Below are 21,507 nucleotides of genomic sequence, written 5' to 3'. Positions count from 1 at the left end.
ATGAGTGATGCGCCTTCGACCGAACTGGCCCTGATCGAGCAGGAAGGGGAGCCTGCGCGCGCCGATGCGCCTTTGCGCGGCGATGTGTTCACCTTTGGCGATGCCGAGAGCGTGCTCGATCGGCGCGAGCTGTCGGCCTATTTTGAGGTATGGCATAACGGGCGCTGGTATGAGCCGCCTTTGCCGATGGGGCGCTTGGCGCAGGTGTTCAACGTCTCGCCCTATCACCGCTCGGCTGTGGCTTTGCGGGTCAATTTGCTGGTGCAGCAGATGGTGGCCACTCGCTGGCTAAGCGGCGATGATTTCGAGCGTTTCGCGCTGGATTTTGTGCAGATGGGCAATGCCTATCTGGAGAACGTGCCGAACCTGTCGGGCCGGATTGCGGCGGCCAAGCACAGCCCGGCGGTCCACACGCGGGCCGGGGTGGCGGCGGACACGTTCTGGTTCGTCAACATGGGGCTGGGGCAGGAGCATCAGTTTGCGCCGGGGCGCGTGTTCCATCTGATGCAGCCCGATGTGGCGCAGGAGATCTATGGCCTGCCCGAATGGCTCTCGGCGCTGCAATCGGCGCTGCTCTCGGAAAATGCCACGCTGTTTCGGCGGCGCTATTACCTCAACGGCAACCATGCGGGCTTCATCCTCTATATCAACGAGCAACTGTTCGATCAGGAAACCGTCGACAGCATTTCCGCCAAGATGCGCGATTCGAAGGGGGCGGGCAATTTCAAGAACCTGCTGATCTATGCGCCGGGTGGGAAGAAGGACGGGGTCCAGATCCTGCCGATCGGAAGCATTACGGCCCATGACGAGTTCACGGCGGTCAAGGGTATCAGCCGCGACGACATGCTGGCCGCGCATCGCACCCCGCCGCCGCTGATCGGGATCATTCCCCAGAACAGCGGCGGTTTTGGCAAGGTGAGCGAGGCGCTCGATACCTTTTACCTGACCGAGATCATCCCGATCATCCGCCGGATGCTGCGCATGAACGATTGGTTCGGGGTGCCGCTGCTGTCTTTCCGCGATTGGACCTGCGCCGATGGGAGGCTGATCCAGCAGGACGGCACCATTGTGCCTGCGGCAAGCGCGGGAGGCGCGCGGCGGGCTTGAGATCCATCCCGCCGGTTGATGCGGCGGGGGATGGGGCGTTGGCGCGCCCCAATCCGACGAATTGCCTCGTCATGTCCCAATCGGTCCCGCCTTGGGGCCATCCCGCCGTGCCAACGCTGGCGGCGGGCCTATGAGAGTTTGAACATGCAGGAGTCGAATCCGTTTTCTTTCAACATGGATGCAATGGTGGCGGAAAAGGTCGCGCCGGTGCGTCCGCTGGCGCCCTATATCGGGGGCAAGCGCAACCTCTCGCGGCGCCTGGTCGAGCGGATCAACGCCATGCCCCACGCGACCTATGCCGAGGTGTTTGTCGGCATGGGCGGGGTGTTTTTCCGGCGCGACCGACGCCCGAATGCCGAGGTCATCAACGATTGGAGCGAGGACGTCTCGACCTTCTTTCGAGTGGTGCAGCGGCATTACCAGCCCTTCATGGACATGCTGCGCTGGCAGGTGACCAGCCGGGCGGGGTTTGAAAAGCTGGCCGCCTTACCGCCCGAAAGCCTGACCGATCTGGAGCGGTCGGCGCGGTTTTTGTATCTCCAGCGGCTCGCCTTTGGCGGCCATGTGGCCCGGCGCAACTTTGGTGTCATTCCTACTGGCCCGGCGCGATTCGATGTGACCAAGCTGGGGCCGATGGTCGAGGCCGCCCATGAGCGCCTGTCGGGCGTGGTGATCGAGCGTTTGCCCTGGGCGGAATTCATCGCGCGCTATGACCGGGCGGGGACGCTGTTTTATCTCGATCCGCCTTATCACGGCTGCGAGGGCGATTACGGCAAGGGCATGTTCGGGCGCGAGGAGTTCGAGCAGATGGCGCAGGTGCTGCGCGGGATCAGCGGGCGGTTTATCCTCTCGCTCAATGACCGGCCCGAGGTGCGCCGGATCTTCGCCGGGTTTGACATCGAGGCGGTGGGCGTGCGCTACACCATCGGCGGGCAGGCCAAGGCGATGACCGGGCGGGAGGTGATTATCAGCAAGTGAGGGGATGGGCGCCGCTGAAAAAATGCGGCGCCTTTATCAACTGTTGATAAGGTGCTATATCATGGTCCAGACAGGAGTGTTTAGGCCATGATCAGCGCGGATCTCGGACAGCAGTTGGAGCAATTTGTGGCAAGCCTGGTTGCGACGGGGCGCTACAATTCGAAGAGCGAAGTTCTGCGCGAGGGCGTGCGGCTCATCCATGAGAGGGAAACGCGTCTGGCCGCGCTCGATGCCTCGATCGCGCGCGGTCTGGCCGATGCCGAAGCCGGACGCACAACCCCGGCCGATGCGGTCTTTGACCGGCTTGAAGCGAAATATCGCGCAATGGGTGCAGCGGACGAATGATCGTCCTCCTTACCGCCGAGGCGGAATTTGATCTTGAGGCCATCGGTGATTTCATCGCCCGCGACAATCCCACAAGGGCGCTGAGCTTTCTGCGCGAGTTGCGCGAGAAATGTCTGGGCTTGGCAGAAATGCCGGAACGCTTTCCGATGGTGCCTCGCTATGAAGCGACCGGCATCAGGCGACGGGGACATGGGGACTATCTGATCTTCTACCGCGTTGAGCCGGACAGGGTGATCATCCTGCATATCCTGCACGGTGCCCAGAATTACACCTCCATTCTGTTCCCGTCGTGATGGCGGCTGCGCTCCGGGGCTGAGGGGCACCGCGCCGGACTGATCGGGCCCGGCGCCCGCTGAGCGCCGCGCCGCTCTGCCTCGAAACGCCCTCGCCCCCACGCCTCGCTTTCGCCTTTTTCATCGAAAAATGTGCAAAATGAGCCGCGTTTGTGCAGCCGGAAACGCCGGAAATCCGCACATTTCGATGTGATGGCCGGTGCAGGCCATCCGTGCGTTTCCGTGCGCAACCCCTCTCGGCAAAGGGTAACGCCCGCCGGTCTGGCGCAAACTTTGCCCGCTTCCCCTCTGGGAAGCCCAGGAGCGGCCATGCCGCTCCGTCCGACGGTGCCGCAAACACCGCCGCAGGGGCCGAATTTGACCTTTCCGCACGCATTTTATCGTCCAATGACGCATGATGCAGCTCCAAGCTGCATCATTCCTTTTCCCCTTTAGATTCTAGGGCGGGGTACTCCCTATTGGCTGAACTCGCAGTCTGGGCCTCGAAGTGGGCGCCGAGGCGGTCGAGTTCGCGCGCCAGTTTGGGGTCGCCGGGCAGAAGCATGCTGCCCAGGCGCGAGGTGGGGGCGGCGAGAGCCTCGGCGCGGGCCTGTGCCGCTTGCTCCTTGGCCTCGCGGATCTCTCGCGCGCGCTTGCGCCCGCCGACGAGTTGCTGAAAGCGCTGACGCACCTTATCCTTCAACGCCACGGCGAAGGCATAGGCGTTGCTGATCTGCTGGCGTTGCGGGCCTTCGGTCGGGGCCATGCCTGTCTTTCGCGTGCGGCGGACCTTCTGCAGGAAGCCGTGATCCTGCAACGCGTCGATCGCGCGCACCACCGTGGCGCGGGCCAGTTTGGCCTTGGCGCAGATGGTATCGAGCGCGGGATCGCAGCGGCCCGAGGCGAAATCGACCAGCGAGAGGAGGATCTCCAGCACCCAAAGGCCGTTGCTGCCCAGCGGGCCTTCGCGTTCGCCCTTGCACTTGTGCAGCGTGTTATATTCGCGCGCGACCTGGAGCAGTTTGTCGCGCCAGCGCAGCGCGTCGGCGGTGCGCCCGCCGCAGATCGGGCGAAAGATCTGCGCGCGGCGGTCGTTCTCATCATAGCTCTCGCGGCGTACGCGGTCGGCGATCCGCTCGCCGCGTTCAAGCTTCTGGACCTGCCAGCCCACCAGTTCGCCGATGGCATGCGCGCTCATGCGCGGGGTCCAAATCGGCCGGAAAACGGTTCGCCATTTTTCCCGGAAACCCGCAGAAACCCGTCATTGCCATAGGAGGGGTTCGCCAAGCTAAGTCTATTAAAAAAGGAATTTACTGCGATCCCGTCGGGTGCACCAATTCTCAAAAATCTTATGTTTGAAAGTGGTTTGCTCACTGTGGCGAGCTTTTCGCAGGCCTGGGCCAAAATTGGTTGGCGGCTGCGGTGAAGGGTTTGCCGAAATCCGCGACCGGACGGGTGTCGCGGCCAGCATCGCCGCGCGCCAGCGTTGCAATGGGCAGGATGGGGCGATTTTGATCTGTTTTAACCGCCCAACCATTCGGCTGTCAGTTCGCCCCGGTGCCCTTCGGGAGCCAGTGCGGCGCGCATGGCTTCGAGAAGAGGCGGCAGTCCTTGCGTGAAGGCGTAGGGCGGGTTGACGATAAACAGGCCCGCGCCGTTATAGATGCCGGGCTGATCGCGATCATAAAGCCAATGCTCTACGGTCAGGAATTTCGGGATGCCCAGTTTGCGCAATTGATGCTTCCACTGCGCATGCGTGGGCCGCTCTTTCAGCGGATACCAGATCACCGTCACGCCATGCGCCCATTTGCGGTGCGCGGCGGCCAGAGTGGCCGTGATACGCGCGCGTTCGTCGGTCTGTTCATAGGGCGGGTCTATCACCACCACGCCGCGCGGGGTGCGGGGCGGCACCATCGCCAGCCAAAGTTCATAGGCGTCACGCTGATGCACGGCTGCGGGCGTGCCGCGCATGGCAACACGCAGGGTATGGACGTCTTCAGGATGCTTCTCGTTCAGGATCAGCAAATCCTGCGGGCGCAGAAGCTGGGCCAGAAACTTTGGCGATCCGGGATAGAGCTGCGGCCCATCGCCCATATTCACCCCGGCATTGACCGCCTGCACGGCGGCGCGATAATCGTCCAGCAAGGGGTTCGCGTCGGCAAAGGCCCGCAGCACGCCCTGCGCGGCCTCGCCGGTACGTCCGGCCTCCTCGCCGTTCAGGTCGTATAGCCCGCAGCCGGCATGGGTGTCGATCAGGGTCAGCGCGCTCTGCTTTTGCTGCAAGGCCCGCACCAACGCGATCAACAGGCTGTGCTTCACGACATCGGCGCTGTTGCCGGCATGGAAAGAATGACGATAATTCATTGTGATGTAAAATTCTGACGATCTGCCATGATACGGAATGCCGGGCGCGGGAGCCTGACGCGACGCGATTGAAGCAATCAATTGAGCGCTCATATAGAGAAGGGCGCAAATCTTCAAAGCCCTTCTGCGCGTCGGGCCTCCAGCCTGCGCCCAATCTGGCCGTTTTCGCCGAGCTTTAGGCCCTGCGTTTGGGGCGCAAAGCCCCATCCCGCAGCCGCCTAGGGCCAGTTGGCCAGCGGGTCGGTCTCGATCGAAATGCTGGGCGTGCCTTGCCGCACCACGCTGCGCGGGGCGACCGAGCGGGTCAGCCAGACATTGCCGCCAATCGCGCTGCCCGCGCCAATCGTGATGCGGCCAAGGATCGTCGCGCCCGCATAGATCACCACATCATCCTCGATCACCGGATGGCGCGGCGTGTTGAGCAAGCGCCCGCTCTCATCCGAGGCAAAGCTGCGCGCGCCCAGCGTGACGGCCTGATACAGGCGCACCCGCTTGCCGATGATCGCGGTCTGGCCGATGACCACGCCGGTGCCATGGTCGATGAAGAAACTCTCGTCGATGGTGGCGCCGGGGTGGATGTCGATGCCGGTGCGCGAATGGGCGATCTCGGTGATGATCCGCGCCACCAGCGGCGCACCATGGGCGTAGAGCACATGGGCGATGCGATAATGCAGCATCGCGGTCAGGGAAGGATAGCAGAGCAGCACCTCATCCACCGTGCGCGCGGCCGGATCGCCGGCAAAGGCGGCCTCAAGATCAGTGTCGAGCAACCGGCGCACTTCGGGCAGACTGTGCGCCAGCGTGGCGACGATGGCATTGGCCTGCGCGTGAATTTCGGCCTCGTTCTGGGCGCGCCCCGCGTGCAACTCCATGCGGATCTGCGCCGCCAGATCGGGCAGGGCGCGGCGCAGCGAGGCGATGACAAAGGCATCCTCGGTGTCGAGCGTCAGCCCGCGCGGGCCCAGCCGCATCGGAAACAGCGCCGAGGCCAGATTGTCCAGAATCTGACCCAGCGCCAGACGCGAGGGGAAGCCATGCGCGCCATAGGCCGAATCATGGTCCTGCGACAATCGCCACTGATGCCGCCGCCCGCGCAAAGCGTCCGCCAGCGCGGGCAGATCGACCAAAGGCGGTTCAGAGCCCGAGGCGTTGCCAGAATTCTGATGCGCTGATGGGATGTTTTGCGTCATGAGATGATCCGGTAGGCCGCCACGAGGGATGCGGCAAGGGCGTACCTGCCAAATGGCGGAGAGGGACGGGGCGGGGGCGGGATACGGCAATCGGCATTTCACATCATCCTGTCTGTGCAACAAAGCACGAGACAAGGAGCGGGAAACGCGCCGTCAGCCTCGTGCCGCTTTAGCCTTTGGTGACGCGGAGCAAGCTGACACGGGAGATCAAAAGCCGCGGCCCGGCGGGGGAGGGAGGGAAGAACCCCGCCGGACGTCAAAACCTCTACTGAATGAGTTGAGATTTATCCAGCAACGCTTGTTTGGCGCGGGATAAGAAAAACTTGGGGGCCAAGAAAAAAGGGGCGCCCGGTTGGACGCCCCTCCTCGCTGGTGTTTCGGATGCCGCGCGTCAAACCTCGACGCTGGTCTGGAGGCAGGCGGCACTGCTGCCCCCTGCGTAAACCCGATAGGTTCCGGGTTCGAGCCGCCATCCACGACCCGCGCGCCAGCGCATCGTGTCCAGCGCCACGGTAAAGCGCGCAATGGCCGTTTCCCCCGGCGCCAGCGATACGCGGGCAAAACCGCGCAATTGCTTGACGGCGCGCTCGGCCTCGACGCCCGGCGCGCCGATATAGCATTGCACCACCTCGTCGGCGGCCACATCGCCGGTGTTGCGCACCGCCACGGAAACCTCGATCGCATCGCCCGCCACGCGAGCGTTCAGCGCGCTATAGGCAAAGGTGGCATAGGACAGGCCATGACCGAAGGCATAGCGCGGGGCAATGCCTTCACGCTCCAGCTTGGTATAGCCATGCCAGAGGTCATAGGTGATCTCTTCCGCATCGCGGTCGAAGAAGGGGTAATGCGCCGCATCGCGCGCCACCGTAAAGGGCAGCTTGCCCGAGGGGCACACATCGCCAAACAGCACTTCGGCCAATGCGGTGCCGCCCTCCATACCGGCGTAAAAGCTCATCAGGATGGCGTTCGCATCGCCGCGCCATTCCTCGACCATCACCGCCGAACCGGCAACGATGGCCACCACCACCGGCTTGCCGCTGGATGCCGCCGCGCGGATCAGCGCCACCTGCGCCTCGGGCAGGGTCAGGCCCACACGGTCGCCGCCGATGGGGGTGGGCGAGAGGCTGGGGCCGCGCGGCTTCTTGTCGGCGCCAAGGGCAATGTCGCCAAGGATATACTCACCCTCTTCCTTGGCCGTATAGCCCGCCACAACCAGCACCGCATCGGATGCATCGGCGGCGGCGCGCGCGGCCTCCAGATCGCTCTCGTCGGCATGGAGAACGGCTTCCTCGCCCAGCATCGCGCGCAGCCCTTCAAGTGGCGTGACGATATAGGGCGGGCGCACGCGGCTCGATCCATTGTCGCCGGTGTTTTCCAGCGCGGCCAGCACGCCCAGCACCGCCAGCTTGCGGATCTTTTCACGCGATAGCGGAAGAATGCCATCGTTTTCCAGCAACACCGCACATTTGCGCGCCGCCTCCAGCGCCAAGGCGCGATGGGCATCGCACGCGATCAGTTCCTTACCATAGGCGGGCAGCGGGTCCTCACGCCGGGCAAAGGTCAGTTGCGTGGTCAGGATGCGGCGGCATGCCCGGTCTACGACATAGGGTTCGACCAGACCTTCCTCGACCGCCGTGACCAGCCTTTCGCCAAAGACCAAAGGTTCGGGATTTTCGATATCCAGCCCCGCCGAGGCGCCATAGACCTTGTAAACCCCGCGCACCCAGTCGGAATGGACGAAGCCCTCAAACTTCCACTCATCGCGCAGGATCTCGGTCAGCAGCACGCGGTCCTGACCGCAATATTCGCCATTCACCTTGTTGTATGAGGTCATCACGCTGGCGATGCCCGCATCAAGGCAGTGCTTGAAATGGGGCAGATAGACTTCGTGCAGCGCCCGTTCGTCGGCCAGCACATTGACCTTGAAACGCGCGTTTTCCATCGAGTTCAGCGCAAAATGCTTGACCGTGGCGATGATATTGTGGGTCTGGATGCCCGTGCCCATCGCCGCGCCCATCACGCCCAGATGCCAGGGGTCCTCGCCATAGGTTTCCTGCGCGCGGCCCCATGCCGGATGGCGCAGCAGGTTGATGCAGACCGCGCCGGAGAAATTGCAGTCCTGCGCGCGCGCCTCGATGCCCATCGCCTCGCCGATCCGCAGTTCGAGATCAGCATCGAACGTGGCCCCGCGCGCCATGGTGCAGGGAAAGCAGGTGGAACTGCCGCGCGTGACCCCGCGCGGGCCATCGGTGAACCACAGAGGCGAAAGGCCCAGTCGCGCATTGCCGCTGCCCGCGCGATAGGGGCGGGCACCCCACACGCGGTTGTCTTCCTGCAAAGCGGTGAAAAACCCTTGTCCCGACATCATCTCGACCTTTTCGGCCAGCGTCATCTGCGCGAGCAGCGCTTCGACCTCGGCCGCGACAGTCTGCTGGGTTTCAGTAGATTGCGGGGGCAGGGTAGGGGCGGTCATGCGCAAGGGGTCCTCTCAGGTGATATTGGGGCGGAATTGGGCAAAGCTTTGAATACCGCTAAACCAGCGCTAGCTGATGCCGTCAAATTTGTCGAGAGCGGAGGGCGCTTCGATAAATCTGAGGAATTTCCGAGGTTCCCGCGTCAGGGGTCTGCGGTGAACCGTGGTGCATCCTCGCGTCACCCCCTTGACAGCGGCGCATTTTGGCACGACTAGAGCGCCATAAGGTGTAGCGCTAATCCACGTATCAGCGCGGAGCATCTGAGAAAAAGCCTGAACAAGGCATTGGGAGATGGGGATATTGAGGCGGCAACCGGCCTCCTTCGCCTGCCCGATGCGCCACCGGCCAACGCGCCACCGGGAGGTATCCGAGAATGATCAAGACTATACACCTGTTCGCTGTGTCCAGCCTTGCCGCGCTGGCCGTTGCCACGCCCGCGCTGGCCCAGCAGGCCGCGCCCGCAACCCCGGCCGAGCCCGCCGCCGAAGCGCCCGGCGATATCGTCGTGACCGCGCAGAAGCGTTCCGAGCGTCTGGTCGCGGTGCCGCTGGCGGTGACCGCCGTGTCAGGTGCCAGCCTGGCCAATCAGCAGATCAACGACACCGCCAGCCTGACGCGCGCCGTTCCCGCGCTGTCCTATCAGGCGGGCAATGGTCCGGGCAATTCCAGCTTCCGCATCCGCGGCGTGGGCACCCAGCTCTTCAGCTATGGCGTGGAATCGGCGGTGGCCGTGGTGGTCGACGGCGTGGTCGCCCCGCGCCAGGTGCAGGGCTTTGCTGACCTTGCCGATCTTCAGCGCGTCGAAGTGCTGCGCGGGCCGCAGGGCACGCTGTTCGGCAAGAACGCGACCGCCGGTGTCATCAACATCGTGACCGAGGCGCCCACCAACCACCTGACCGGCCATTTCGACGCTACCATCGCCGAAAAGGGCGAATATCGCGTCAAGGGTTCGGTGTCCGGCCCGCTGTCCGAAAACGTCAAGGGCCGCATCAGCGGCTATTACAATGACGTGGGCGGCTTCATCTACAACGCCAACACCGGCCGCAACACCAATGGTGTCAAGAGCTGGGGCCTGCGCGGCAAGTTGGAATGGGATGCCACCAGCAATCTCAAGATCAAGCTGCTGGCCGACATGAACAGCACGGATGCCGATTGCTGCTCGCGCGTGCCGGTGCGGATCACCACGCCCAACATGCAGACGTTGCTGGGCAATATTTCGGCCAGCCCGACCAACCGCACCGTGTCGAACGATGGCGCGGGCTATTACCGCACCACCACCAACATCGTCTCGCTTCAGGGCGACCTCGATCTGGGCAAGGCCACGGTCACCTCGATCACCGCTTTCCAGCGCTTCACCGATTCCGACCAGTTCGAGCCGGATCAGATCGCCTCGAACCCCAACCGCTATGTCGGCGCCTTTGCCTATTCGGCGTGGAACGACAATTTCAACCACATCGCCTATAACAACTGGTCGCAGGAATTGCGCATCGGTTCGAACGGCAACAGCGACCTGACCTATGTCGCTGGCGTGTTCTACAACCACATCAACCTCAACCGCTATCAGTCGCGCCGCCGCCAGACCTGCTCGTCGGGCGCCTCGATCGGTGCTGCCTGCTCGGGCACGCAGATCAGCCAGTCGGCCGGGATGAACGGTACCTATGCGGGCGACAATATCGCCGGTTTCGGCCAGATCGACTGGCGCGCCGTGGGCGGCCTGCACGTCATCGCCGGTATCCGCGAACAGTATGAAGCCCAGCGCGTGACCGGCAGCAATTACGGCCCGATCAACAGCGGCGATGTGCTCTTCCCCGGCACGGTGGTCTCGAACGGCACCACCCGCCGCAGCGGGTCGGCGCTGACCGGCAAGGCGGGCCTGCGCTATGAATTCAACCGCAACCTTCAGGCCTATGCCAGCTATACGCGCGGCTATAAGGCCTTTGCGCTGGATATCGACATCGGCACCAACTTTGCCACGCAAACGGGTCTGGCGCCTGAACACGTCAATGCTTACGAACTGGGCCTGAAGTGGTCGGCGGCGAGCGGTCTGCTCGACATCAACACCGCGCTCTTCCGCTCGGACTTCACCAGCCTTCAGGTGCAGGCGCTGGTCACGGACGTTGCGACCGGCACGTTCAACACCGTGCTGGCCAATGCGGGCAAGTCGCGTTCGCAGGGTGTCGAAATCGAAGCCACGCTGCGCCCGGTTCAGGGGCTGAGCATCGGCGCGAATTTCTCCTATACCGACGCCACCATCGACGTGCCGGGCCAGAGCTGCGCCATCCAGCAGCAGACGGGCCTCTCGACCTATTCCTCCAACTTCCCGTCGAACACCTGCTATCTCAAGCAGACCACGAGCGGCGGCGTGACCAGCACGTCGAGCGCGATCATCGATGTGGTGGGCGGCAAGCTTCCGGCAACTCCGGCCTATCGCTTTGGCATCATCCCGCGCTATGAACGCGACTTCGGCAATCTGACGGGGTTCATCCAGATGGCGCTCAATTATCAAAGCTCGACGATCTTCGCGCTCAATCAGGACCCGATGCTGGCGCAGGGCGCCTATACCCTGGTCGACGGCAGCATCGGCGTGCATGGCCCCGACAACCGCTGGAGCGCGACCGTATTTGTGCGCAACATGTTCAACCAGAATTACTACACCCAGTTGAACCACGGCACGCTGCTGGCCAACACGGCCAATTCGGGCGACCTGTGGGCGAACTTCAACAAGGACTCGCGCCGTTACTTCGGCGCGACCGTGGGCTTCCGCTTCTGATGCGGGGGGGCGGTCTCTCGCCCTTGGTTTCCCTCCTGCGGGCCGGGTTTTCCCTCCCGGCGCGCAGACGGTTTTGGCTGGGGCTGGCCGCGCTTGGCCTGACGCCCCATCCAGCGCAGGCCGCTGCGCCAGTTCCAGTCAAACCACGTATCCTGATCCTGACCGACATCGGCAATGAGCCCGACGATTCCGAAAGCCTCGTCCGCCTGCTGCTCTATGCCAATGAATTCGACATTGCCGCGATCATCGCCACCACATCGACGTGGCAGCGCGACCGGGTTCGCCCCGAGCTGATCGACCAGCGCCTCGATGCTTATGCGCAGGTCTGGCCCAACCTGACCCATCACGCCAATGGCTATCCATCGCCCGACACCCTGCGCCAGCGCCGCCTCGCGGGCGCGCCGCTTTATGGCATGAAGGGCGTTGGCAAGGGGCATGACACCAAGGCCAGCACCGCCATCATCGCCGCCGTCGACGCGGGCAGCGCGACGCGCCCGCTCTGGGTCCTGGCATGGAGCGGCGTCACCGATCTGGCGCAGGCCCTCTGGTATATCCGCGCCACGCGCAGCCCGGCCGATCAGGCCCGCTTCCTGAGCAAACTGCGCGTCTATTCGATTTCCGATCAGGATGACGCCGGGCCATGGGCGCGCCGCAATTTCCCCTCGCTGTTCTGGATCGCCAGCATCCACGGTTGGGGCCAATATAACATGGCCGCCTGGACCGGCATTTCCGGCGACCGGCGCAGTCCCGAACAATGGCCCGACCGCGACAAGGTGATGGACCCATGGCTGGAGGCCAATATCCGGCGCGGGCCTTTGGGCGCGCTCTATCCCTTGCCCACCTTCATCATGGAGGGCGACACGCCATCGCTGCTCTATATGATCCCCAACGGCCTGTCAGATCCCGAAAGGCCTGACTGGGGCTCGTGGGGCGGCCGCTATATGGTGGCGGTTCCGGGGGCCGGATTGCATGCCGACACCAAGGATGTCTTCACCCGCGACGGCGCGACCTATGCAGGCAATCAGGCGACCATCTATCGCTGGCGCGGCGCCTTTCAGAATGACTTTGCCGCGCGCATGGCATGGACGCTGACGCCGGATCGCGCGCGGGCCAATCATGCGCCCATGGCGGTGGTCAACGGCCAGAGCGGCCATGCGCCCTTGCGCATGACGGCGCGGGCGGGCGAAACCATCCGCCTCGATGCCAGCCAATCGCGCGATCCCGATGGCGATGCGATCACCGCCCATTGGTGGCAATATCGCGATGTCGGCGGCATTCCGCCGCAGGCCCCGGTGGCTATTGCCGCGCCCGACGCCATGGCCACGGCGATGACCATGCCGACGGTCAATGCCCCGCGCGACCTGCATGTCATCCTCGAATTGTCCGACCGCGGCGCGCCCGCGATGACGGCCTATCGGCGTATCGTCATCTCCGTTTTACCCGTCGCGGCGGCAAAGCCGGCGCAATAGGCCCAACTTTTTGGAAAAGCAGACAAAGATGCAAACCCCCGAGCAATCTTCCGTCCCATGGCCCTCGGCGGGCCGCGCATGGTGGGTGGCCATTGTGCTGATGCTGGCCAACACGCTGGCCTTTATCGACCGTCAGGCGCTGGCCCTGCTGGTTCAGCCGATCAAGCAGGATCTGGGCATTTCCGATACGGCGATCAGCCTGCTTTATGGCTTGTCCTTCACGCTGTTCTACATTGCCGTGGGCCTGCCTATCGCGCGTCTGGCCGACAGGTCGAACCGGCGCAACATCGTGGCGGGCGCGATCTTTGTGTGGAGCGTGGCCACCAGCCTTTGCGGTCTGGCGCGCAGCTTTGCGATGCTCTTTGCCGCCCGCGTGGGCGTCGGCGCGGGTGAGGGCGGGCTGACGCCTTCGGCCCTCTCGCTGCTCTCGGATTATTTCCCCAAGGAGCGCCTGCCGCTGGCCATGTCGATTTATCAGATCGGCATTTATCTGGGCAATGCCTCGGCGCTGGTGATTGGCGGCGTGGTGTTTACCCATATCCAGCCGACCGCCTCGATCACCCTGCCGATTTTGGGCGCGATGAAGGGGTGGCAACTGGTGTTCCTGTTGCTGGGCCTGCCGGGCATCCTGCTGGCGGCGGTGACCTTCTCGATCCGCGAACCGGCGCGGCAAGGCGTGGGCGCCAGGGAACCGAGCGCGCCGCTCTCGCAATTCTTTGCCCATATCGGCGCGCGCCGCCGGGCCTATATCGGCATCATGCTGGGCTTTGCGCTGATGATCCTTGTCGGCAACGGCACGGCGGTCTGGGTCCCGGCTTTCTTTGAGCGCACCTATGGCTGGACCACGGCCTCGGTGGGCAAGATCCTTGGGCCGGTCATCTTCCTGTGCGGCACGACCGGCGCGCTGACCGGCGGCTATGTCGCCACTTTGCTGCGCCGCCGGGGCATGGCGCATGGCAATCTGGTGGCCGCGCTTTTCGGCTTCTGCATGTTGGTGCCGATCACCATTGGCTTTCCCCTGATGCCCTATCCCTATGTGGCGCTGGCGCTGGTGGGGGTGATGAACTTCTTTGCCGGGTTCAATTACGGCGGCGGCCTTGCCACGCTTCAGGAACTGACGCCCAACCGGATGCGCGCGCTGATGTCGGCGGCCTATATGCTGACGATCAACCTGATCGGCGCGGCGCTTGGCCCGACTGCCATCGCGCTGGTCACCGATTACTGGTTCCACGATCCCAAGTCGCTCAATCTGGCGATCTCGCTGGTTTGCGCGGTGGCCTCGCCGCTCTCGGTGGTGCTGTTGTGGATGGGGATGCGCGATTACCGGCGCATCCTTGCCGCTCAGTAACGATCAGGTGCTTTCGCGCGTGACGATCTGATAGTTGTGCCACTGGGCGGTAAAGGGGCGGTCGGCCTCGCCGTCGCGGTGGCGCTCGACCAGCCAGTTGGTCGCCTGCGCGGCCATCAGGTCGATATCCTGACGCACCGTGGTCAGCGGGGGCCAGATCTTGACCGCGATGGGCGCATCGTCAAACCCGGCCACGGCGACATCCTGCGGAATGCGCAAGCCCCGGCGATGGGCGGCCAGCACGACGCCCGCCGCCATGTCATCATTGCTGGCAAAGATCGCATCGGGCGGGTTTTTCAGATCGAGCAGGGCGGCGCCCGCGCTCAGCCCCGATTCAAAGGTGAAATCGCCCGGCGCGATCAAGGTCGGGTCCAGCGCCAGCCCCCGCGCGGCCAGCGCTGCGCCATAGCCCTCGAAACGCGCCTTGCTGGCCGAATGGGTCGATGCGCCCATCACGAAACCGATGCGCCTGTATTCCCGGTCGAGCAGGTGATTGGTCATGTCCATCGCCGCGCCGCGCTCGTCTATGCCCACCACGTCCATGTCATCCAGCGCCCGCCCGCAGGCAATCGCGGCAATCGGCACGCCAAGCCCCGCGATGGTCGGGCTGCCCGAAAGCATTTCATTATAGGGCGGGGCAAGCAGGATCGCGCTGGCCCCGCTGCGCACGAGGGAGGACACAGCCTCTATGGCGGCGGCGGCCGAAAGATCGTCGCATTTGCGGATGATGATCTGGGCGCCCGCGCGCGCGGCGGCGTTCAGCGCCCCCACCAGCATGGCCGAGAGAAACGCGTTCTGTGCATTGCGATAGACGATGCCAATACGGGGGCTACGCGCGCTGGCCAAAGACCGGGCGGCGGCATTGGGCACATAGCCCAGTTCCTCGACCGCCTTCAAAACCGCCGCCCGCGTCGCCTCGCGCACACTTTTCGTGCCGTTCAGCACATGCGACACGGTCATCGGGCTGACCCCGGCCAGATCCGCCACTGACTGGATGGTGATGCTCTGGCGCGAACGTCGGGACCGGGCGGGGATGGGGTTAGACATGATCGGCATCGGTCCATTCGTGATCGGGCCGGCAACAGTTTGGCCCCCTGTCGTTTCAGCGCTACGAGAGAGCAGGGGCAGAGCGCAAGCCCTCGATTGCGAAACTCTGGTATAGCGCTACAATTTTTAGGTTGCGCGGACCATCACTTTTCGCCAGATGAGGATGCAGAGCCAAATCTGTTTCCGTGTTGAGAGGATTCGACAATGACGCTGGCGAATGAGCAGCAGGCCCAGTTGCATGCGCTCTATGATGAAATGGCTCCCTCCTATCTGACGCCTTTGTGGGAATCCCTGGCCGATCTGGTGCGCCCGTTTCCGCGCTCGGCGGCCCATGCCCATCGGTGGAATTATGACGAGGCGCGCAACTACCTGATGCGCGCCGGGGACCTGATCAGTGCGGAAAAGGCCGAGCGCCGTGTGCTGATTCTGGAAAACCCCGGCCTGCCCGGCCAATCCGCGATCACGCCCAGCCTCTATGCGGGCCTGCAGCTTATCCTGCCGGACGAGGTGGCGCCCTGCCACCGCCACAGCCAGTCGGCGCTGCGCTTTGTGATGGAGGGCGAGGGCGCCTTTACCGCGCTGGACGGCGAAAAGGCGATCATGCGCCCCTTCGACCTCGTGCTGACGCCGGGCGGCCAGTGGCATGACCATGGCAATCCCAGCGACAAGCCGATGATCTGGCTCGATGGTCTGGATATTCCCACCGTCCGCCTGTTCGACGCGCAATTTGCCGAACACTATGACGGCAAAGCCTTCCCCGAAAGTGCGCCTGCGGGCGATACGCTGGCCCGTTATGGCCACAACATGCGGCCCATGCGCGGCACGGCGGCGGATCGTCGCCCCGCGCATCAACCGCTCTTCCACTATCCCTATGCCCAGTGGCGCCCGGCTCTCAACGCACTTGCGGCCGGCGGTGAGATCGACCCGCATCTGGGCCATGCGCTGGAATTCACCAATCCGGCCGATGGCGGCTCGATCATGCCCACCATTGCCGCCCATGTCCGTCTGCTGCCCGCCGGTTTTGAAACCCGCCCGCGCAAGTCCAGCGATGGCACGATCTTTGCCGTGGTCGAGGGGCGCGGCACCGCCAAGGTGGGCGGCACCGAAATCAACCTGTCCGAACGCGACATTTTCGCCGTGCCCTCGTGGAGCGAACTTGTGCTTGCCGCCGACGAAACGCTCGTGCTGTTTGCCTATTCCGACAAGGCGGCCCAAGAAAAACTGAACCTCTACCGTGAATGGAACTCGTAAGATGACGCTGTTTGCACCTCCGGCCCCGATTATCGCGCAAACCACCGAAGGGAATGGCTTTCCTGTCCGCCGCCTGTTCTGCATCGGGCGCAATTATGCCGCCCATGCCCGCGAAATGGGCAAAGACCCGACGCGCGAGGCGCCCTTCTTCTTCACCAAATGGGCCGAAACGGTTGTCGCCAGCGGCACGACCATTGCCTATCCGCCCGAAACCGCCAATTTTCACTACGAGGCCGAACTGGTCGTGGCGATCGGCAAGGGCGGACGCAATATCGCCGCCTCCGACGCGGCCTCGCATGTCTATGGCTATGCCACAGGTCTCGACATGACGCGCCGCGATCTTCAATTTGAAGCGCGCGACAAGGGCCGCCCGTGGGATACCGGCAAGAATGTCGAACAGTCCAGCCCGCTGGGCATCATCCATCCGGTTTCGGAAACGGGCGAGCTGAAGACCGGCCGCATCAGCCTGACCGTCAATGGCGACATCAAGCAGGACGCCGATCTGGCCGACCTGATCTGGAGCGTGGACGAGGTGATCGCCTATGTCTCGCGCTTTTATCGTCTGGAGCCGGGCGACCTGATCTATACCGGCACGCCCGCGGGCGTAGGCGCGGTGGTGACGGGCGACGAGATCGTGGTCTCGGTTGAAGGCCTGACGCCCTGCACGATCAGGATCGGGCCCAAGGCCGATGTCTGAGCCGCTGCTGCATGGCTTCTTTCGCTCGGGCGCATCCTATCGGGTGCGCATCGTGCTGGGCCTGAAAGGCATCGCCTATGGCAATGTCAGCTACAGCCTGCGCGAGGGAGCCCATCGTTCGCCCGCCTATCTGGCGCTCAATCCGCAAGGACTGGTGCCCGCGCTGGAGATTGACGGGACGGTGCTGACGCAAAGTCTGGCGATCATCGAATATCTTGATGAAACCCACGACGGGCCGCGCCTGTTGCCCGCCGATCCGATCCTGCGCGCCCATGTCCGCGCGGCGGCGCAGGTGATCGCCATCGACACCCATCCGATCCAGAACCTGAAAGTGCTGGGCTGGGTCAAGGCGCTGGGCGGTGATGAAAGCGCATGGGCTGCCCGCGTGATCGAGGAAGGCTTTGCCGCTTTTGACGCGCTGATCGCGCCTCATGCGGGCCGGTTCTGCTTTGGCGACACGGTTACTTTGGCTGATGTGTGCCTTGTGCCGCAACTGGTCAATGCGCGCCGCTTTGGCGCGAAGGACATCCCCGCGCGCCTGTTGGCCATCGAGGAAGCCTGTCTGGCCTTGCCTGCCTTTGACGCGGCCCGGCCGGAAAACCAGCCGGACGCTGTATAAAGCGAAAGATCCGCCCATGAATTTGCCTCTCACACGCCGCAGGATCATGGGCGGTATCGGGGCCGGGATGCTGTCCGGCGTGTTGTCTCATGCCGATCTGGCGCAGGCTGCGCCCTTGGCTGTACCGGTGCCTTCCAGCGCCGGTTCGCGCCCCAATCTGATCCTGTTCTTTCCCGATGAACTGCGCGCCGATGCGCTGGCCTGCTATGGCAATCCGGTCACGCGCACGCCCAATTTCGACCGTCTGGCGCGGGGCGGCACGATGTTTCGCAACGCTCATGTGCAATATCCGGTCTGTGCGGCCTCGCGCTGCTCGATGCTGACTGGCCTGCCCACCAGCGCCACCGGTCATCGCGGCTTTTCCTATCTGATCCAGCCCAGCGAGCCGAATCTCTTCGCCATGCTGCGGCAATCGGGCTATGACACGTTCTTCTTCGGCAAGAATGATGTGCTGGCGCCGGAAACTTTCGCCACCAGCCTGACGGCATGGGCCGATCCTCCGGCGCCCGGCGCTGCATCGGGCGACCATGCACCCGGCGCGCGTTCAGGCGCCAACAACGGCCCGGTCACGATGCTGCTGCCTCCCATGGGCGAGCGGCGCCAAACCAGCGATTACGGCATTATCCAGCGCGCCATTCAGGTGATCGAGCGCAAGGAGAGCGACCGGCCCTTCTGCCTGTTCCTGCCGATATTCCAGCCCCATCCGCCCTATCGCGCCCCCGCCGATTTCGCCGCCATGTACAAGCCGGAAGATATTCCCGCGCTGATTCCGCCGGGCCTCTCGGGCAAACCGGCCTATCATGAGGCGATCCGCCGCGCCTATGGCTTGGACAAGGCCGGGCCGGAGGTTTTCGTCCGCGTGCGCGCCGCCTATTACGGGCAGGTGTCCTATGCCGACTGGCTGCTGGGCGAATTGCTCGACGCGCTGGAGAGAACCGGGCGCGACAAGGATACCGCCGTGTTCGTCGGTTCCGACCATGGCGATTATGCGGGCGATTATGGTCTGGTTGAAAAATGGCATGGCGGGCTGGAAAGCTGCCTGACGCATGTGCCGCTGATCGGGCGGGTGCCGGGCGTGGCCGGGGGGCATGTCGCCGATGATATGGTCGAGCTTTTCGACATCATGCCCAGCTTCCTCTCGCTGGCCGGAGCACGTTCGGGGGGCACGCAGTTCGGGCGCTCGCTCTTGCCGCAGATCCATGGGGGCGCGGGCGATCCCAACCGCGCGGCCTTTACCGAGGCGGGCATCAACACCTACGAACCGCAGGCCTTCGACACGCCTTCGGGCGGGCTTTATCGGATGAAATCGCAACTGGCGGCACAAGAGCCGGTTCTGGTGTCCCGCGCAGCCAGCGTGCGCACCCAGCGCCACACCTATATCCACCGACCTCAGGGCCAGAGCGAGTTTTACGACCGCATCGCCGATCCGGGCGAAACGCGCAATCTGATCGGGACCAAAGCGGTGGCCAAGGATCAGGCCGCGATGCAACAGCGCCTGCTCAATTGGTATATCAACACCAGCGGCGTGCCGCAGGACACGCGCAACAGCCGCGATGTGCCCAATTTTACGCCCCCGCAGGCGCCCAAGCCAGAAGCGCCCGACCGCATCCTCGACCTCTGATATGAAAAAGGCCGCTGTTTCCAGCGGCCTTTTATTTTAGTGGTTATGGCGCGGCGTTTTGGCCGCCAGTCCGCGATATTTCACCGCCATTTCCAGCACGGCCCCTTCGCCCATCTGCCCGGTCTTTTCGCGGTACAGTTCCTCCCATGGCGTGTTGCTGGGCGGAACAGGGGGCAGGGGTTCTGCGCGACGGCGGGCGATTTCCTCGTCCGACACCAGAGCGTTGCAGGAACCCGTCACCACATCGATGCGGATGATGTCGCCCGTGCGCAGCCATGACAGACCGCCGCCCACCGCGCTTTCGGGCGAGCAATTGAGGATCGAGGGGCTGTCCGAGGTGCCCGACTGGCGCCCGTCGCCCAGCGTGGGCAGCCATTGCACCCCGCGTTGGATGAGCGCTGCGGGGGGCTGCATATTGACCACCTCGGCGCTGCCCGGCCAACCCTGAGGCCCTGCGCCGCGCATCACGAGGATGCAGTTTTCGTCGATGTTCAGCGAAGGATCGTCGATCCGGTGATGATAATCATCGCCCCCTTCAAACACCACCGCGCGCGCTTCGAACGTGCCGGGGGCCTCGGGGTTGGAGAGATAGCGGCTGCGGAATTCCTCGGAAATCACGCTGGTCTTCATGATGCCGAAATCGAACAGATTGCCCGACAGCACAAGGAAGCCCGCCTTTTCCTTCAAAGGCTTGGCAAAGGGGCGGATCACTTCGCGGTCGCGGGCCGGGCGCGCGCCGACATTTTCCGCCACGCTCTCGCCCGTCACGCTCAGACAATCGCCATCCAGCACGCCCTGTTGCAGCAATTCCCACATCACCGAGGGCACGCCGCCCGCCCGGTGGAATCGCTCGCCGAGGAAGCGGCCTGCGGGCTGCATATCGACGATCAGCGGCAGGTCATAGCCATGCTCCATCCAGTCGGCGGCGGTGATTTCCACCCCGGCGTGGCGCGCCATGGCGACGATATGGGGCTGCGCGTTGCTCGACCCGCCGATGGCCGTCACCACGCGGATGGCGTTGAGGAAACTCTCGCGCGTCAGGATTTTCGACGGGCGCAGGTCTTCATAGGCCATTTCAACAATCCGGCGGCCGGTTTCATAGGCAATCTGGCCACGCTCGCGATAGGGGGCGGGAATGGCGGCGCATCCGGGCAGCGAGAGGCCAAGCGCCTCGGCCACGGCATTCATGGTCGAAGCCGTGCCCATCGTGTTGCAATGGCCCGCCGAAGGGGCCGAATCGCAGGCGCGCTGAAGGAACTCCTCCTCGTCGATCTCGCCCGCGGCCAATTTGCGGCGGCTGCGCCAGATCACCGTGCCTGAACCCACCAGATCGCCCTCATGCCAGCCATCGAGCATCGGCCCGCCCGACAGGACGATGGCGGGAATGTCCACCGTGCTGGTGGCCATCACCTGCGAAGGCGTGGTCTTGTCACAGCCCGTGGTCAGCACCACCGCGTCGATGGGATAGCCATAGAGAATTTCGACCAGCCCCAGATAGGCCAGATTGCGATCCAGCGCGGCGGTGGGGCGGCGGCAGTTTTCAAAAATCGGGTGGACCGGAAATTCCATGCAGATCCCGCCCGCATCGCGGATGCCGTCGCGCACCCGCTTGGCCAGATCAAGATGGATGCGGTTGCAGGGCGAGAGGTCGCTGCCGCTTTGCGCGATGCCGATGATCGGGCGGCCCGAACGCAGTTCATCCGGGGTGATCCCGTAATTCATGAAGCGTTCCAGATAGAGCGCTACCATATCCGAGCGTGCCGGATCGGCGAACCAGTCCTGCGAACGGAAACGGCGGGTGGAATTATCGGTCATCTGTATCTCTCCCTTGAGAAATCTCTAGCGCGCCACGGGTGCGATGCCAGCGATTTCCCGCCCTCATTGCTCAAAACCACTTGACAGCGAGCCTGTTTGCATGATGGTAGCGCTATCAAGCTTTGTCAACGCCGCGCCCC

General features: G+C 63.9%; 17 protein-coding genes. 11 read left to right on the top strand and 6 right to left on the bottom strand.

Annotated features, from left to right (window positions below; genetic code table 11):
- The 4 genes from PQ457_RS09980 to PQ457_RS09965 all read left to right on the top strand — a co-directional run bounded on the left by PQ457_RS09980 (nucleotide 1) and on the right by PQ457_RS09965 (nucleotide 2,723).
- A complete protein-coding gene (locus PQ457_RS09980) occupies nucleotides 1-1,107 on the top strand; it encodes a phage portal protein (RefSeq protein WP_273616730.1) in 1,107 nt (368 codons plus the stop codon).
- Nucleotides 1,108-1,281: 174 nt separating this feature from the next.
- Complete coding sequence (locus tag PQ457_RS09975; RefSeq protein ID WP_273616729.1) at nucleotides 1,282-2,085, top strand: DNA adenine methylase; 804 nt, start codon at nucleotides 1,282-1,284, stop codon at nucleotides 2,083-2,085.
- Between the two features lie 87 nt (nucleotides 2,086-2,172).
- Nucleotides 2,173-2,430, top strand: coding sequence for a type II toxin-antitoxin system ParD family antitoxin (locus PQ457_RS09970; protein WP_273616728.1), 258 nt, complete (start codon nucleotides 2,173-2,175; stop codon nucleotides 2,428-2,430).
- Entirely contained in the window at nucleotides 2,427-2,723 is a 297-nt protein-coding gene (locus PQ457_RS09965) for a type II toxin-antitoxin system RelE/ParE family toxin (RefSeq protein WP_273616727.1), read from the top strand. Before PQ457_RS09970 ends, PQ457_RS09965 begins: the two co-directional genes overlap by 4 nt.
- 415 nt (nucleotides 2,724-3,138) lie before the next feature.
- On the opposite strand, the gene PQ457_RS09960 is transcribed toward PQ457_RS09965, so the two are convergent.
- The 4 genes from PQ457_RS09960 to PQ457_RS09945 all read right to left on the bottom strand — a co-directional run bounded on the left by PQ457_RS09960 (nucleotide 3,139) and on the right by PQ457_RS09945 (nucleotide 8,729).
- Entirely contained in the window at nucleotides 3,139-3,900 is a 762-nt protein-coding gene (locus PQ457_RS09960; RefSeq protein WP_273616726.1) for a helix-turn-helix domain-containing protein, read from the bottom strand.
- 323 nt (nucleotides 3,901-4,223) lie between these two features.
- The gene (locus PQ457_RS09955; protein ID WP_273616725.1) at nucleotides 4,224-5,066 is read right to left on the bottom strand and encodes a 23S rRNA (adenine(2030)-N(6))-methyltransferase RlmJ; all 843 of its coding nucleotides are present in this window, start codon (nucleotides 5,064-5,066) and stop codon (nucleotides 4,224-4,226) included.
- A 218-nt stretch (nucleotides 5,067-5,284) separates the two neighbouring features.
- The gene (epsC, locus tag PQ457_RS09950; RefSeq protein ID WP_273616724.1) at nucleotides 5,285-6,256 is read right to left on the bottom strand and encodes a serine O-acetyltransferase EpsC; all 972 of its coding nucleotides are present in this window, start codon (nucleotides 6,254-6,256) and stop codon (nucleotides 5,285-5,287) included.
- A gap of 391 nt (nucleotides 6,257-6,647) precedes the next feature.
- Entirely contained in the window at nucleotides 6,648-8,729 is a 2,082-nt protein-coding gene (locus PQ457_RS09945) for a beta-glucosidase (RefSeq protein ID WP_273616723.1), read from the bottom strand.
- Between the two features lie 374 nt (nucleotides 8,730-9,103).
- Between PQ457_RS09945 and PQ457_RS09940 the strand changes: the two genes are divergently transcribed.
- The 3 genes from PQ457_RS09940 to PQ457_RS09930 are packed head-to-tail and all read left to right on the top strand — an operon-like array spanning nucleotide 9,104 to nucleotide 14,317.
- Nucleotides 9,104-11,500 carry a TonB-dependent receptor gene (locus tag PQ457_RS09940; protein ID WP_273616722.1) on the top strand — a complete coding sequence of 799 codons (2,397 nt, stop codon included), beginning with the start codon at nucleotides 9,104-9,106 and terminating at the stop codon, nucleotides 11,498-11,500.
- 23 nt (nucleotides 11,501-11,523) lie between these two features.
- Nucleotides 11,524-12,969: a DUF1593 domain-containing protein gene (locus PQ457_RS09935; protein WP_273616721.1), complete on the top strand. Its 1,446-nt coding sequence runs from the start codon at nucleotides 11,524-11,526 to the stop codon at nucleotides 12,967-12,969.
- A gap of 28 nt (nucleotides 12,970-12,997) precedes the next feature.
- On the top strand, nucleotides 12,998-14,317 hold the full coding sequence (locus PQ457_RS09930) for a spinster family MFS transporter (RefSeq protein WP_273616720.1): 1,320 nt from the start codon (nucleotides 12,998-13,000) through the stop codon (nucleotides 14,315-14,317).
- Between the two features lie 3 nt (nucleotides 14,318-14,320).
- On the opposite strand, the gene PQ457_RS09925 is transcribed toward PQ457_RS09930, so the two are convergent.
- Nucleotides 14,321-15,364 carry a LacI family DNA-binding transcriptional regulator gene (locus PQ457_RS09925; protein ID WP_273616719.1) on the bottom strand — a complete coding sequence of 348 codons (1,044 nt, stop codon included), beginning with the start codon at nucleotides 15,362-15,364 and terminating at the stop codon, nucleotides 14,321-14,323.
- Between the two features lie 204 nt (nucleotides 15,365-15,568).
- Between PQ457_RS09925 and gtdA the strand changes: the two genes are divergently transcribed.
- Genes gtdA through PQ457_RS09905 form a run of 4 tightly spaced genes read left to right on the top strand, consistent with a single transcriptional unit; the run spans nucleotide 15,569 to nucleotide 19,552 of the window.
- Complete coding sequence (gene gtdA, locus PQ457_RS09920; protein ID WP_273616718.1) at nucleotides 15,569-16,615, top strand: gentisate 1,2-dioxygenase; 1,047 nt, start codon at nucleotides 15,569-15,571, stop codon at nucleotides 16,613-16,615.
- 1 nt (nucleotide 16,616) lies between these two features.
- Nucleotides 16,617-17,312, top strand: coding sequence for a fumarylacetoacetate hydrolase family protein (locus tag PQ457_RS09915; protein ID WP_273616717.1), 696 nt, complete (start codon nucleotides 16,617-16,619; stop codon nucleotides 17,310-17,312).
- Nucleotides 17,305-17,931, top strand: coding sequence for a maleylacetoacetate isomerase (gene maiA / locus PQ457_RS09910; RefSeq protein ID WP_273616716.1), 627 nt, complete (start codon nucleotides 17,305-17,307; stop codon nucleotides 17,929-17,931). Before PQ457_RS09915 ends, maiA begins: the two co-directional genes overlap by 8 nt.
- A 16-nt stretch (nucleotides 17,932-17,947) precedes the next feature.
- Nucleotides 17,948-19,552: a sulfatase family protein gene (locus PQ457_RS09905; RefSeq protein ID WP_273616715.1), complete on the top strand. Its 1,605-nt coding sequence runs from the start codon at nucleotides 17,948-17,950 to the stop codon at nucleotides 19,550-19,552.
- Between the two features lie 36 nt (nucleotides 19,553-19,588).
- On the opposite strand, the gene PQ457_RS09900 is transcribed toward PQ457_RS09905, so the two are convergent.
- Entirely contained in the window at nucleotides 19,589-21,367 is a 1,779-nt protein-coding gene (locus tag PQ457_RS09900) for an IlvD/Edd family dehydratase (protein ID WP_273616714.1), read from the bottom strand.
- Between the last annotated feature and the right edge of the window lie 140 nt (nucleotides 21,368-21,507).

It is taken from the genome of Novosphingobium humi (assembly GCF_028607105.1).
Classification (GTDB): domain Bacteria; phylum Pseudomonadota; class Alphaproteobacteria; order Sphingomonadales; family Sphingomonadaceae; genus Novosphingobium; species Novosphingobium humi.
Note: the sequence above shows the minus strand (reverse complement) of the source record. Positions and strands in the feature narration are given on the sequence as shown.